Source organism: Nocardioides sp. ChNu-153 (assembly GCF_030466625.1).
Taxonomy (GTDB): Bacteria; Actinomycetota; Actinomycetes; order Propionibacteriales; family Nocardioidaceae; genus Nocardioides.
The window spans coordinates 345902-360035 of record NZ_JADEVT010000002.1 but is presented as its reverse complement, the minus strand read 5'-3'; the positions used below and the strand labels follow the sequence as shown (position 1 = coordinate 360035).

The 14134-nt window shown below is 74.7% G+C and carries 13 protein-coding genes; 6 read left to right on the top strand and 7 right to left on the bottom strand.

The annotated features are described in order from the left end of the window. Positions 1-82: 82 nt before the first annotated feature. Genes INN71_RS05575 through INN71_RS05560 form a run of 4 tightly spaced genes read left to right on the top strand, consistent with a single transcriptional unit; the run spans position 83 to position 3406 of the window. Positions 83-1339, top strand: coding sequence for a CBS domain-containing protein (locus INN71_RS05575; RefSeq protein WP_277501608.1), 1257 nt, complete (start codon positions 83-85; stop codon positions 1337-1339). Then, on the top strand, positions 1336-1899 hold the full coding sequence (locus INN71_RS05570) for a DUF1003 domain-containing protein (protein ID WP_277501609.1): 564 nt from the start codon (positions 1336-1338) through the stop codon (positions 1897-1899). Before INN71_RS05575 ends, INN71_RS05570 begins: the two co-directional genes overlap by 4 nt. Before the next feature lie 9 nt (positions 1900-1908). Beyond that, positions 1909-3072, top strand: a complete 1164-nt coding sequence (locus INN71_RS05565) for an Mrp/NBP35 family ATP-binding protein (protein ID WP_277501610.1) — start codon at positions 1909-1911, stop codon at positions 3070-3072. A gap of 4 nt (positions 3073-3076) precedes the next feature. Then, the gene (locus INN71_RS05560) at positions 3077-3406 is read left to right on the top strand and encodes a sec-independent translocase (protein ID WP_277501611.1); all 330 of its coding nucleotides are present in this window, start codon (positions 3077-3079) and stop codon (positions 3404-3406) included. A gap of 4 nt (positions 3407-3410) precedes the next feature. Here INN71_RS05560 and INN71_RS05555 read toward each other — a convergent pair whose 3' ends face one another. Further along, complete coding sequence (locus INN71_RS05555; RefSeq protein ID WP_277501612.1) at positions 3411-3974, bottom strand: hypothetical protein; 564 nt, start codon at positions 3972-3974, stop codon at positions 3411-3413. Positions 3975-4090: 116 nt separating this feature from the next. On the opposite strand from INN71_RS05555, the gene INN71_RS05550 reads away from it, so the two are divergent. Both INN71_RS05550 and INN71_RS05545 read left to right on the top strand, forming a co-directional pair. Continuing rightward, on the top strand, positions 4091-4894 hold the full coding sequence (locus INN71_RS05550; protein ID WP_301799828.1) for a LysM domain-containing protein: 804 nt from the start codon (positions 4091-4093) through the stop codon (positions 4892-4894). A gap of 11 nt (positions 4895-4905) precedes the next feature. Further along, the gene (locus tag INN71_RS05545) at positions 4906-5472 is read left to right on the top strand and encodes an Rv3235 family protein (RefSeq protein ID WP_277501063.1); all 567 of its coding nucleotides are present in this window, start codon (positions 4906-4908) and stop codon (positions 5470-5472) included. An 83-nt stretch (positions 5473-5555) separates the two neighbouring features. On the opposite strand, the gene secA is transcribed toward INN71_RS05545, so the two are convergent. The 6 genes from secA to INN71_RS05515 form a co-directional block, all read right to left on the bottom strand. Continuing rightward, a complete protein-coding gene (secA, locus tag INN71_RS05540) occupies positions 5556-8372 on the bottom strand; it encodes a preprotein translocase subunit SecA (protein ID WP_301799827.1) in 2817 nt (938 codons plus the stop codon). A gap of 74 nt (positions 8373-8446) precedes the next feature. After that, complete coding sequence (locus INN71_RS05535; RefSeq protein WP_301799826.1) at positions 8447-9691, bottom strand: winged helix-turn-helix domain-containing protein; 1245 nt, start codon at positions 9689-9691, stop codon at positions 8447-8449. Beyond that, positions 9688-10395 carry a response regulator transcription factor gene (locus tag INN71_RS05530; RefSeq protein ID WP_301799825.1) on the bottom strand — a complete coding sequence of 236 codons (708 nt, stop codon included), beginning with the start codon at positions 10393-10395 and terminating at the stop codon, positions 9688-9690. Before INN71_RS05530 ends, INN71_RS05535 begins: the two co-directional genes overlap by 4 nt. Positions 10396-10414: 19 nt before the next feature. Continuing rightward, positions 10415-11101 (bottom strand): ribosome-associated translation inhibitor RaiA, encoded by a 687-nt coding sequence (raiA, locus tag INN71_RS05525; RefSeq protein WP_301799824.1) that lies wholly within the window; start codon positions 11099-11101, stop codon positions 10415-10417. A 289-nt stretch (positions 11102-11390) separates the two neighbouring features. After that, a complete protein-coding gene (locus tag INN71_RS05520) occupies positions 11391-12206 on the bottom strand; it encodes a ComF family protein (RefSeq protein ID WP_301799823.1) in 816 nt (271 codons plus the stop codon). A gap of 116 nt (positions 12207-12322) precedes the next feature. Further along, a complete protein-coding gene (locus INN71_RS05515; RefSeq protein WP_301799822.1) occupies positions 12323-14134 on the bottom strand; it encodes a GerMN domain-containing protein in 1812 nt (603 codons plus the stop codon).

Genomic DNA, 14134 nt, shown 5'->3' with positions numbered 1-14134 from the left:
CGATGTTACCGCTCAGTACGGCGAGACCACAGGCCCCGTCCGCGTGGCGTGCGGCCCGGCGGCCTAGCGGTAGCGTTGCGCCGTGAGCTCCCCGACCCCGCGCGTGTACGCCGCCCGCCTGCTCGGACTGCCGGTCTTCGACCCGCAGGGCGAACAGGTGGGCAAGGTGCGCGACGTCGTCGTGGTGCTGCGCAGCGACGGTGGCCCGCCCCGCGCGGTCGGTCTCGTCACCGAGGTGTTCGGCCGCCGGCGGGTGTTCCTGCCCATGACGCGCGTGCTCGCCATCGAGGCGGACCACGTCGCCACCACGGGGCTGCTGAACGTCCGCCGCTTCGAGCAGCGGCCGACCGAGATCCTCGTGATCGCGCAGATGCTCGACAGCCGCGTGACGCTGCGCCACACCGGCGTGACCGGCACGGTCTTCGACATCGCGGTCGAGCAGAGCCGCACCCGTGACTGGTTCGTCTCGCGCATCGCCGTGCGGGAGTCCTCGCGCACCTTCCGGCGCCGCGGCCAGACCCACGTCGTGGAGTGGGGCGAGGTCGAGGGCCTCGGGCGCCGCGACGACGCCCAGGGGGCGACGCGCCTGCTCACCGCCATCGGGGAGATGCGGCCCGCCGACGCCGCGCGCACCATCCACGAGCTGCCGCCCGAGCGCCGGCGATCCGTGGTGCTGGCGCTGCCGGACGAGCGGCTGGCCGTGATCCTGGAGGAGATGTCGGAGGAGGACCAGGTCGCGGTGGTCGAGCTGCTCGACTCCGAGCGCGCCGCCGACGTGCTCGAGGAGATGTCGCCGGACGACGCGGCCGACCTCATCGCCGAGCTGCCGGACGACACCGCCGCCCAGCTGCTGGCCCTGATGGAGCCCGAGGACGCCGCCGACGTGCGGCGCATGATGGCGTACGCCGAGGAGACCGCCGGCGCGATGATGACGCCCGAGCCGGTCATCCTCTCCCCCGACGCGACGGTCGCCGACGCGCTCGCCCACGCCCGCAACGCCGAGATCACGCCGTCCCTGGCCGCCCTCGTGTTCGTGTGCCGCCCGCCCCTGGAGACGCCGACGGGCAAGCTGCTGGGTGCCGCCCACATCCAGCGCCTCCTGCGCGAGCCGCCCTCGAGCCTCGCCGCGTCGGCCATCGACCCCTCGCTCGACCCGATCCGGCCCGACGCCAACATCGACGAGGTCGCGGCCCACCTCGCGACGTACAACCTCGTCGCCGCCCCGGTCACCGACGAGCAGGGCCGCCTGCTCGGCGCCGTGACCGTCGACGACCTCCTCGACCACCTCCTGCCGGAGGACTGGCGCGAGCGCGCGGCGGAGCGGGGTGAGCGCCGGTGAGCGCCCGCGACCAGGGCCGCGACCGCGGTCGCCTCGACACCCCCCAGGACGCGCGCCGTCCGCTCGTGCGGCGCCCGTCCTACGACTCCGACGCGTTCGGCAGCTTCGCCGAGCAGTTCGCGCGGTTCATGGGCACGGCGCGCTTCCTGCTCTACATGTCGCTGTTCGTCGTGGTGTGGGTGGTGTGGAACGTCGCGACGCCCGACGCGTGGCAGTTCGACCCGTTCCCCTACATCTTCCTCACGCTGATGCTGAGCCTGCAGGCCTCGTACGCCGCCCCGCTGATCCTGCTGGCGCAGAACCGGCAGGAGAACCGCGACAAGGTCGTCGCCGAGCAGGACCGCCGGGCCAACGCCCGCGCCCACGCCGACATGGAGTTCCTCGCCCGCGAGGTGGCCTCGCTGCGCCTCGCGGTCGGGGAGGTCGCGACGCGCGACTTCGTCCGCAGCGAGCTGCGCGCGCTGCTGGCCGAGCTCGGCGACGGCGACGAGCGCGAGAGCGGCTCGGAGCGCTCCCCCGACGAGGGCACCGAGGGCGGTCGTCGCAGGCGCGACGGATAGGCTGGGGGCATGAGCGCCACCCCGCCGGCAGGCACGCCGAGCGTCGAGCAGGTCACCACCGCCCTCGGCTCCGTCAACGACCCCGAGATCAAGCGCCCCATCACCGAGCTCGGCATGGTGGACGACGTGGCGGTCGACCCCGACGGCCAGGTCCGCGTCAAGGTGCTGCTGACGGTGGCGGGCTGCCCGCTGAAGGACACGATCAACCGGGACGTGACCGCGGCGGTCGGCGGGCTCCCCGGCGTCACGGGCGTCGCCGTCGAGCTGGGCGTCATGAACGCCGAGCAGCGCTCGAACCTGCAGAGCACGCTGCGGGGCGGCCAGGCGCAGCGCGAGATCCCCTTCGCCCAGCCCGGCTCGCTGACCCGCGTGTTCGCGATCGCCAGCGGCAAGGGCGGTGTCGGCAAGTCGTCCGTCACGGTCAACCTCGCGCTGGCGATGGCGCAGCAGGGCCTCAAGGTCGGCGTCGTCGACGCCGACATCTACGGCCACTCGATGCCGGCCATGCTGGGCGTCGCCGACGCGCGCCCCACCCAGGTCGACGACCTGATCATGCCGGTGCCCACGCCGTCCGGCGTCTCCGTCATCTCCATCGGCATGCTCAAGCCGCGGCGCGACCAGGTCGTCGCCTGGCGCGGCCCCATGCTCGACCGGGCGCTCGTGCAGATGCTCTCCGACGTCTACTGGGGCGACCTCGACGCCCTGCTGCTCGACCTGCCCCCGGGCACGGGTGACATCGCGATCTCGCTGGGCCAGCACCTGCCGAACGCCGAGGTCCTCGTCGTGACGACCCCGCAGGAGGCGGCCGCGGAGGTCGCCGAGCGCGCCGGCACGATGGCGTCGATGATGCACCAGCGCGTCGTGGGCGTCGTCGAGAACATGAGCTTCTTCCTCAGCCCCCAGGGCGAGAAGCTGGACATCTTCGGCACGGGCGGCGGCGACCGCGTCGCGGCCACGCTCTCGGAGCGGTTCGGGTACGACGTGCGCGTGCTGGGCCGCGTGCCCCTCGACCCGTCGCTGCGCGAGGGCGGCGACTCCGGCAAGCCCATCGTGGAGTCGGACCCGACGTCGCCCGCCGCGCAGGAGCTGCTCGAGGTCGCCCGCTCGCTCACCGGTCGGGGCCGCGGCCTCGCCGGGATGCAGCTCGGTCTCACGCCCACCGCGAAGTTCTGACCCGGTGTTCGGCGTCGGGATCCCCGAGCTGGCGGTCATCGCGCTCGTCGCGATGATCGTGCTCGGCCCGGACAAGCTGCCGGAGGTCGCCCGCCAGGCCGGGCAGATGCTGCGCCAGCTCCGCCGGATGGCGACGACCGCCCGCGACGACCTGCGCACCGAGCTCGGGCCGGAGTACGCCGACCTCGAGCTGCGCGACCTCGACCCCCGCGTCATCGTGCGCAAGCACGTGATGGAGGCCCTGGCCGAGGAGGAGGAGGCCAAGCCGCAGCGCGCGGGCATGCGACCCCTCGAGCCGGGCGAGCTCCCGCCGTACGACGCCGACGCCACCTGATCGGCTAGACCGCGCCCCGCTGCTCGCTCTGCACCGCGGCGAGCCCGGCGAACGGCACGAGGGCGACCTCCGGGGTGCGGCCGCGCACGGGCTCGCCCCGGCCGACCTCGACGAAGTCCGCCCCCACCCGGAGCAGGACGCCCTCCGTCCGGGCGCCGCACACCGCGTGCAGCACGCAGCGCTCCCCCGCCTCCGAGAGGCGCCGCAGCGCGGAGCCCAGGCCGAGGCGGTGCACCACCGACCACGCCGACTCCGGGCGCGAGCGCTCCGAGGCGCCCCGCACCAGCTCGACGGTCTCCGTCCGCACCACCCAGTCGCTGCGCGGCGTCTCGACGAGGCACCAGCCGTCCCCCACCCGGCGAAGCCGGCCCGCGACCGCACCGGGCCCCCGCACGTCGAGCACGACCTCCGCCTCGAGCGACGCCATGAGCCGGCTCGCCAGCGTGACCTGGCGGTACTCCGCCCGCGCCCGGTCTGCCACCTCGGCCGCCCGCTCGCGCTCGAACGCGACGGCCGCCTGCTGCTCGAGGTCGTCGAACAGCGCGAAGACCTGCTCCTCCCAGCGCACGGGGTGGAGCCTCGCACCGCGCGGTGTGCCGGCGCCAGCCTGTTGACAAGCCGTTGACACCGCGTCCTAGTCGCCTTTAGATGATGCAAACAGACGCAAACGCAAAGGTTCTCGGGATGTCACACCTCAGCGCAGCGTCGCCCCGACGCGTCCTCGCCGTCTGGGCCGGCGCCACCACCGCCCTCGCGGGACTGCTCGTCCTCGCCTGGGCGAGCCTCGGCCCCGCCCTGCCGGTCCTCTCCGGCGCCCCGGTGGGGTACGGCGAGCTCCTCACCGCCCTCGCCGCGGCCGTGCTGCTCCTCGCGGCCCCCTGGTGCTGGTGCGTCGTGACCCTCGTGGCGCTCGACGCGCTGCGGGGGCGCGAGCGCCGGCGCACCGGCTGCCCGGAGGCCCTGCGCCGCTGGGTGCTCGCCGCCTGCGGCGTGGTCGTGCTGTCCGCCGCGGTCGCCCCCGCCGCCCACGCCACGCCCGGCGACGGCTCCGCCAGCGGGGCGGTGGCGGGGGGCGACCCGCCGGTGAGTGCGTTGCTCGACGGCCTCCCGCTGCCCGACCGCCCGCTCGAGGGCGCGGCCGCCGGCGCCCTCGGCGCCCCGACCGACCCAGCCGGCCCGGCTGCCCCGGCCGACCCAGCTGGCCCGGCTGGCCCGGCTGCCCCGGCAGTGCCGCCGCCCGCCACCTCTCCGGGGCCGGCCCGGGCCACCGGCGCCCACACGGTCGTCCCCGGCGACACACTGTGGGACCTGGCCGCAGCACACCTGCCCCCCGGCAGCAGCGACGCCGACGTCGCCGCCGCCGTCGTGCGCCTGCACGCCGCCCACCGCGGCGTCGTGGGGAACGACCCCGACCTGATCCTGCCCGGCCAGCGGCTCGACCTGAGCGCTGCGCTGCCCACCGCCCCGACCCCGCACCGCGCGCCCTGAGGAGGACCGCCATGACCGACCCGACCCGACGTCGCCGCGGCACCGTGACCGCCCTGCCGGGCCCGCGCCCCGTCGTACCCCTGCGGGCCAGCCTGCAGGGCACCCTGGCGCTCGACCTGGTGCCCGAGATGGACCCGCCCGCCGCCCCGCGACGACGCCCCCGGGAGGCGGGCGTGGCGCCCGCGGCCGCCCGTCCCGGCGCGGGAATGCCCGGCGACGCCGACCTGCGCACGCGCCGCGACCTGGAGCGCTGGGCGCACCGCTACGTGCAGGCCGCCGTCGAGATCGCGGGCGGAGACCGCCCGGCGACCCAGCTGCTGCGCTGGACCGCGCGGGCGGTCTACCTCGACCTCGAGCGCCGCGGCCAGCTCGTCGCGCGGGCCAGCGTCCACCACGGCGCGGGCCGCAGCCGCTCCACGGTGCGCCCGCACGTGCTGAGCGTCCACGTGGGGTTCGTCGGGCCCGGCACCGCCGAGGTGTGCGCCCACGTGCGGTACGGCGGTCGCTCCCGCGCCGTCGCGGCCCGCTTCGAGCGTGCCGACGAGCGGTGGACCTGCACGGCGCTCGAGTTCGCCTGACCACCCGTTGCGCCGCAGGACGCGACGAGCGCCGGGCCCCCCGTGGGGACCCGGCGCTCGTCGTCGGTGTGCGTGCTGGTGCGTCAGCCGTTGACGCGGGCGGTGAGCCCCGTGGGGCCGCCCTGCGCGCCGTGGCAGCGCTTGTACTTCTTGCCCGAGCCGCAGGGGCACAGGTCGTTGCGACCGGCGTCGGCGTACGGGTCGTCCGCCTTCGTCACGGCCTCCCGCTGGATGACGGCCTCGCCGTCCTCCGACGGGGCCGTGTAGGTCAGGCCCTGCGGCTTGCGCGACGGCTCGAGACCCTTGGCCCGGATGATGGGCTGGCGCTTGGTCAGCTCCACCGCACCGGCGAGGGCCGGGTCGGTGACGACCTCCGCCTCGGCCTCGGCGGGCGCCTCGGCCGGGGCCTCCTCGACCTGGACGTCGAGGTTGAAGAGGTAGCCGACGGCCTCCTCCTTGATGCCGTCCATCATCGCGCCGAACATGTCGTAGCCCTCGCGCTGGTACTCCACCAGCGGGTCGCGCTGCGAGTACGAGCGCAGGTAGATGCCGTCGCGCAGGTAGTCCATCTCGTAGAGGTGCTCGCGCCACTTGCGGTCGAGCACGGTCAGCACGACGCGCCGCTCGAGCTCGCGCACGACCTCGCCGCCCACCTCGGCCTCGCGGGCGTCGTACGCCGCCAGGGCGTCCTTGGCCAGGTCGGCCGCCAGGTCCTCGCGGCTCATGCCCGCGCGACCGCCGGCCTTCTCGACGAGCTCGTCCGCGTCGAGCGAGACGGGGTAGAGCTGGCGCAGCGCGGTCCACAGCGCCTCGAGGTCCCAGTCCTCCGGGTACTCCTGCGTGGCCGACATGACGTAGCTGGTGACGGTGTCCTCGATGAAGCCGCGCACCTGCTCGGAGAGGTCCTCGCCCTCGAGCACCTGGCGGCGCTCGCGGTAGATGACCTCGCGCTGGCGGCTCATCACGTCGTCGTACTTCAGGACGTTCTTGCGGGACTCGAAGTTCTGCGCCTCGACCTGGCCCTGGGCGTTCGCGATCGTCTTGGTGACGCGCTTGGCCTCGATCGGGACGTCGTCGGGCACGCGCATCACGGTCATCACCCGGTCGACCCACTCCGCCTTGAACAGGCGCATGAGCTCGTCCTCGAGGGAGAGGTAGAAGCGCGACTCGCCCGGGTCGCCCTGACGGCCGGAACGACCCCGCAGCTGGTTGTCGATGCGGCGCGACTCGTGGCGCTCGGTGCCGATGACGTAGAGGCCGCCGAGCTCGCGGACCTCGTCGTGCTCGTCGGCGACCTGCTTCTTGATGCGCTCGAGCGTCTCGGGCCACGCGGCCTCGTAGGCCTCGTTGTCCTCGACCGGGTCGAGACCCTTCTTGCGCAGCTCCGCGTCGGCCAGGAACTCGACCGAGCCGCCGAGCATGATGTCGGTGCCGCGGCCGGCCATGTTCGTCGCGACCGTGACGGCGCCCTTGTGGCCCGCCTGGGCGACGATCTTGGCCTCGTCGGAGTGGAACTTCGCGTTGAGGACCGAGTGCGGGATGCCGCGCTTCTTCAGCATCGACGACAAGAGCTCGGACTTCTCGACCGAGACGGTGCCGACGAGGATCGGCTGGCCCTTGAGGTGGCGCTCCTCGATGTCGGCGACGACGGCCTCGTACTTCGCCTTCTCCGTGCGGTAGACGAGGTCGGGCTGGTCGATGCGCTTCGGCGGCTTGTTGGTGCGGATGGGCACCACGCCGAGCTCGTAGATCTTGTCGAACTCGGCGGCCTCGGTGAGGGCCGTGCCCGTCATGCCCGAGAGCTTCTCGTACTGGCGGAAGTAGTTCTGCAGCGTGATGGTGGCGAGCGTCTGGTACTCCTCGCGGACCTTCACGCCCTCCTTCGCCTCGATCGACTGGTGCAGGCCGTCGTTGTAGCGGCGGCCCGACAGCATGCGGCCCGTGTGCTCGTCGACGATGAGCACCTCGTCGTTCGCGACGACGTACTCCTTGTCGCGGTGGAACAGCTCCTTGGCCTTGATCGAGTTGTTGAGGAACGAGATGAGGGGCGTGTTCGCCGCCTCGTAGAGGTTCTCGATGCCGAGGTGGTCCTCGACCTTGGTGATGCCCGGCTCCAGGACGGAGATGGTGCGCTTCTTCTCGTCGACCTCGTAGTCGACGTCGCGGTGCAGCTTCTTGACGATGCGCGCGAACTCGCCGTACCACTTCACCTCGTCCTGCGTGGGGCCCGAGATGATGAGCGGCGTGCGGGCCTCGTCGATGAGGATCGAGTCGACCTCGTCGACGATCGCGAAGTTGTGGCCCCGCTGCACGCAGTCGGCGACCGAGGTCGCCATGTTGTCGCGCAGGTAGTCGAAGCCCAGCTCGTTGTTCGTCGCGTACGTGATGTCGCAGTTGTAGGCCTCGCGGCGCGCCTCGGGACGCATCGACGGCAGGATCACGCCGGTCGTGAGGCCGAGGAAGTGGTGCACGCGCCCCATCCACTCCGCGTGGTACTTCGCCAGGTAGTCGTTGACCGTCACGACGTGGACGCCCTTGCCCGACAGGGCGTTGAGGTACGTCGGGAGGGTGGCGACGAGCGTCTTGCCCTCACCGGTCTTCATCTCGGCGATGTTGCCGAGGTGGAGCGCGGCCCCGCCCATGAGCTGGACGTCGTAGTGGCGCTGGCCGATGACGCGCTTGGCGGCCTCGCGGACCGTCGCGAACGCCTCGGGCATGAGGTCGTCGAGGGTCTCGCCGTTCTCCAGCCGCTTCTTGAAGTCGGCCGTCTGGCCCTGCAGCTCCTCGTCGCTCATCGCGACGTAGTCGTCCTCGATGGAGTTGACGGCGGAGGCGACGGCTTCGAGCTGTCGGATGATCTTGCCCTCGCCGGCTCGCAGCAGCTTGTCGATGATCGCCACGGGATGGAACTCCTGGTCAGGTTGCGGTAGGTCGCTCGCAGGCGTCGCGGGGCGCGACGGACGCGCCCGCCATGCTACCCGCGCCGCTCACCCCGCCCGGCAGCCGCACCGACGACCGCGGCCAGGGCGGGGGCGAGGTCGCCGCGGTCCCCCACCCGGACCCGGGCCAGGCCGAGCCAGGCCGTCAGGTCGTCCAGCGTCGCCGCCAGCTGCTCGGCCGTGTCGGCCGGCGCGCCCGGCTCGGCGAACGCGGCGTGCACGAGCAGGCGCCCGGCACCGCCGTCCGCGCCGCGGTCGGCCTTGAGGTCGACGCGGCCCACGACGCGGTCACCGAGCAGGAAGGGCAGCACGTAGTAGCCGTGCACCCGCTGGTCGGCCGGGACGTAGATCTCGATGCGGTAGTGGAAGTCGAACAGTGCCTCGGCCCGGGGCCGGAACCACACGACGGGGTCGAAGGGGCTCAGCAGGGTGCGCGCGGCGACCCGGCGCGGCAGCGCGGCCTCGTGGTGGAGGTACGTCGGCGCCTCCCACCCGCGCACCCGCACGGGCCGCAGCTCCCCCGCCTCGACGAGCTCGGCGACCGCCCGCGCGGTCGGCGCGATCCGCAGACGGAAGTAGTCGGCCAGGCAGGCGGTGCTCCCCACCCCGTGGCTGCGCGCCGCGCGGCGCACGAGCTCGCGCACGGCGTCCGCCTCGTCCGGCACGGGCGCGGCCAGGACGGCGGCCGGCAGCACCCGCTCGGGCAGGTCGTAGCGCCGCTCAAACGACACGGTCCGCCCCGCCACCGCGAGCTCGCCGGTGCGCATCAGCATCTCCAGCGCCCGCTTGGTGTCCGACCAGTTCCAGCCCCAGTGGTCCTTGCGGCGCGGGGCGCCCTCGTCGATCTCGCGCGAGGTCACGGCCCCCCGGTCCGCGACCTCGGCGAGCACGCGTCGTACCAGGTCGGGGCGCTCCACCCCGATGCCCTCGCGCGCGTAGCGCTCCCGCCAGGCCGTCCGGCGCAGCTCCATGAGGGGCCACAGCTCGACGGGCACGTACGCCGCCTCGTGCGCCCAGTACTCCACCACCCGGCGCGGCGCGCGGGAGGCCGCGCGGTCGAGCATGCCGACGTCGTAGGCGCCCATCCGGGCGTACAGCGGCATGTAGTGCGCACGCTGCAGCACGTTGACGGAGTCGATCTGCAGCAGCCCGGTGCGGCGCAGCACGCGGTCGAAGGTGCGCAGCGTCGGGGTGGCGTGGCGGCGGTCGGTGAAGCCCTGCGCCGCGAGGGCGACGCGGCGGGCCTGGGCGGCCGACAGCTGCTCGGGACGGGCGCTCACGGGGGCGGGTCGAGCAGCTTCTCGCGCACCGCGTACATCACGGCCTCTATCCGCGAGTGCAGCTGGAGCTTCTCCAGGATGTTGCGCACGTGGTTCTTGACCGTGTTCTCCGAGATCTCCAGCCGCTTGGCGACCTCGCGGTTGTTGATGCCCGTCGCCACGAGGCGCAGCACCTGGAGCTCGCGCTCGGTCAGCTTGAGGTTCGCCGACGGGGTGCGCTCCCCCTGCGACATGTGCTTGAACTCGTCGAGCAGCTTGACGGCCATCGAGGGGCTGATGAGCGACTGGCCGTCGGCGACGACCCGCACCGCCTGCGCCACCTCGTCGATCGAGGAGTCCTTCAGCAGGTAGCCCGAGGCGCCGCTCTTCACCGCCTCGTAGAGGTCGGCCTCCTCGTCGGAGACCGTCAGCATGATGATCTTGGCGGCCGGGACCGCGTCCTTGATGGCCTTGCAGGCCGCGATGCCCGAGCCCTTCGGCATGCGGACGTCGAGGAGGACCACGTCCGGCGTCGTGCTCGTCGCCAGACGCAGGCCCTCCTCGCCGTCCCCGGCCTCGCCGACCACCGCGATGCCGCCGTCGACGCCGAGGAGCATCGTCAGGCCCCGGCGGAACAGCTCGTGGTCGTCGACCACCAGCACGCGCACGGGCGCGGCCTCGGGATCAGGCCCCGAGGCCCGGGCGGAGGTGGTCACGCGCGGCATCCTCGCACGGGCGGCGGGTTCAGCCCCCGGCGTGCCCCGCCGCGACGACGCTCGGGTCCACCTCGTCGAGGCCGTGGCCCACGTCGAGGGCGATCACGCCGTAGTCGTAGCCGCGCCGCCGGTACACCACCGACGGCCGGTCGTTCGCCTTGTCGACGAACAGGTAGAAGTCGTGGCCGACCAGCTCCATCTCGTAGAGGGCCTGGTCGAGCGTCATCGGCTCCGCCGGGTGCACCTTCTCGCGCACGACCAGCGGCCCGTCGCCCTCGACGGTCAGGGGACCCACCTGGTGGCGCTCCGCGCCACCGGCGGCGACCGGCTCCTCGACCGGCTCGGGCGCGAGCGGCTCCACCGCGGTGGCGGCCAGCGCCTGGGCGACCGACACGGGCTGGTGGCGCCCGCGGTGGATGCGGCGGCGGTCGGCCGCCTTGCGCATCTGCGACGCCATCTTGTCGAGCGCCAGGTCGAGCGCCGCCATCTTGTGGTCGGCCGCGGCCTCCGCCCGCACCACCGGACCCTTGGAGAACGCCGTGAGCTGGACGCGCTCGCACCTCTCCGCCTGACGCGGGTTCTTCTCCGTCGAGACCTCGACCTGCATCCGGATGATGCGGTGGTCGTGCTTCTCGAGGCGGGACAGCTTCTCCTCGACGTGCGAACGGAATCCGTCCGTCACCTCGCAGTGCCGGCCGGTGACCACGATGTCCATGCGGAACCTCCTGGTGGTGGTGTGTCAGTCTCCGGGGCGACCGCCTCGCGGACGCACGCGCGGGCCACCGTCGGCGCCGCGCTCCCGGTCGGTGGACGGGGTCCGCGCGCCCGCACCAGGTGCGGGGGCCGTCGGCGGGTCGGCGGCCGTCAGCGGCTCGCCGGCGGGCCGGGGTCGCGCCTGCGGGCAGGCACGGCGTGCCGGGGCGACGCGAGGTCGGACCCGGGCGGACTCCATGTGGAGACGTTAGTCGGCGCCCCCACCCCACGGAAGGGAACGCGCCGCCCGATCACCCCCGGCCGGTCACCGCGGCGCCACCCCGCCGTGGGGTGGACGTCACCGTCGCCGCGACCAGCACCGGTACGCCGACCGCGGCCAGCGCGCGCGTCGCCTCGACGAGCGTCGAGCCCGTCGTGACGACGTCGTCGCACACCACCACCCACGCCCGGGGGCAGGCGCGCTGGGAGCGGGCGAGGCGGGGGCTGGGGCAGTGCATCGTGCCCCGCAGGTTGCGCTGGCGCTCGAGCGCACCGAGCTCGCCCTGGTCCCGCGCCCGGCCCGCGACCAGCAGGTCGACGGCCCGGACGTCCCACCCGCGGCCCCGCAGACGGGCCGCGGCGCCGCGCACGAGCGTCCGGAGCGGGTCGTGGCCCCGCCGCCGCGCGGTGCCCGGCCGGGACGGCACCGGGCAGAGCAGGAGCCGCCCGGCCGGCACCGCCGCCGTGCCCGCAGCCGTGCCCGCAGCCGTCCCCGGTCGGAGCGCCGCCGCCGCGCCGGCGGCCACGGCCCCCGCGAGCAGGTCCGCCAGCGGCCGCCGCAGACCGAGCTGGGCACGCTCCTTGTGACCGACGACGAGCGCGCGCGGCAGGTCGGCGTGCGGCGCCGCCGACCAGACCGGCCCGAGGCCGCGGGGCCACGGCCGCACGACGGCCGGGGCGGGCGGCACGGCCAGCGTCGCGCTGCAGGCCCGGCAGACCAGCCGCCCGGGGCGCGCACAGCCCAGGCAGGTGCTGCCGGCGACCAGGTCCACGACCGCGTCGCCGAACCACCCCGGCCGGGCCTCGGCGGGGTACGGCGGGGCTAGCGGGGCTGGAGGGCGGTCCACGACGCTGATCCCACCACCGCCCGGGCACCCGGGCCACCGCCGCAGCGGCAGCCTGTGGAGGACCGGGCCGTGCAGGACCGGCCCGTGCAGGACGGGCCCGTGCGGACCCAGGCCCGTCAGCCGACGTAGGTCAGGGCGGCGACGTCCGGGACGGCGTCGACACCGGTGATGCGCTCCCCGTCGTACGCCTCGACACCACCGGGGCCCACGAGCAGCAGGTCGCTGCCCGGGGCGCTGGACGCGACGAGGCGCTGGGCGGTGGTCACCAGGAGCGTCGTGGTGCCGGAGTCCACCGGCGCCCCGTCCACGGGCAGCTGGCGCAGCTCGACGAGGTCGTCGCCGAGCCCCGTCAGCACGACGAGCCCGGTCGGCGAGCGCCAGCCGACGTCGCGCACGACGCCGGTGGTGACGGGGGCGGCGGTGCCGGCGTCGGTCGTGCCCGGGGCCGCCGCGCTCGCCTCCCGCAGGTCGAGCACGGTGGTGCCCGGGACGACGCCCACGACGCCGCCGCGCTCGTCGTAGCGCACACGGGAGACGACGACGCGCTGCTCCCCCGGCTCCCCGACCACGGCCACGAGGCGGGAGCCGTCGCGCGAGACCAGCAGCCGCGTGGCGCGCTCGCCGGTGACGCCGGGGACGGCCACCGCCTCGACACTGCCCTGGTTGACGACGCGCACCCGGGCCCGGTCGCCGCCGTCGAGCACCCAGGTGCGGTCGGCGAAGTCCCACGCGAGCACCGCCTCGCCCGCCGCGGGGACCTCGACGGGAGCGGTGTCCGGCTCGTCGAGCGCGGTGAGCAGCACCCGGTCGCCGGCCTGCCCGGCCACGCGGTCGCCGTACAGGTTCACCGAGAGGGTGCGCACGCCCGCGGCCTGCAGCGCCTCGGTGCCCGGGACGGCCTGCAGTCGCCGCTCGCGCACGCGGACGACCGCGCCCTCGGGCGTCAGGCCGAACAGGTCCGGGTCGGCGCCCACCGCGCCGGGACCGAACCGCTCGCCGGCGCCGATCGCGAAGGAGTCCTCCCCGTCGGGGACCCGCAGCGGGACGCCGTCGACGCTCACGCGGACGCGGGCCACCGACGGCAGCTGCCGCAGCGTCCACGCCAGCTGGGCGACCATGGCCTCGCTGAGGCCCTCGTCGAGGGCGGCCGTCGCGTCGCCCTCCTCGCCGTCCCCGTCCGCGGGGAGACGCACGTCGGCGACCCCGGTGGGCGAGACCTCGACCGACAACCCCGGGTGCGCCGCCGAGCCGAGCGCGGTGGTCACGACGCCCTCGCTGCCGGGCGGGGGGCCCTGGAGCAGCGCGGCCACGGTGCGCGCCGGCAGCTGCGAGCCGCCGGGCAGGAACACCGGCGTCGGCACGAGGATCCGGCCCGAGGGGTCGAGGAAGTAGAGGTCGACGGGCTGGTAGCGGGCCTCGAACCACGACCGCGGCACCACGAGGGCGTCCGGCAGCGCCGCGATGCGCCACTCCCCGTTCTCGGGCGCGAGCTCGAACGTCAGCGACCGCGACGCCGACGCCGGGTCGTCCACCCACTGCCCCCGGGCGTCGAGCTCGGCGGCGCCCTCGAGACGCGTCGTGACCCGGGAGCCACCCGTGGGCCGCCCGAGGTCCTCGTAGACGATCGTGCGGTCCTCCGGCGTCCAGGAGCCGGCGGCCTCGGCGGTGAGGAAGGACCGGGCCACGCTGGTCTGCCGCGAGGTCGCGCGCATGGCGCCCAGGAAGTGGGCGACGATCTCGTCGGGCGACTCGCCCGGCGTGGGCCCCGGGGGCACGTAGTCGAGGCCCGCCGTCGCCTCCTGCCCCGGCCGCTCCGTCGGCACGGTCACCTCGCCCGAGTCGGGCAGGCGGACGCACCCGGCGGCCAGCGCCAGGAGCAGCAGCACGGCGGGCAGCACGGCCGGCACCCGTGCGGCGGACGCCGCCAC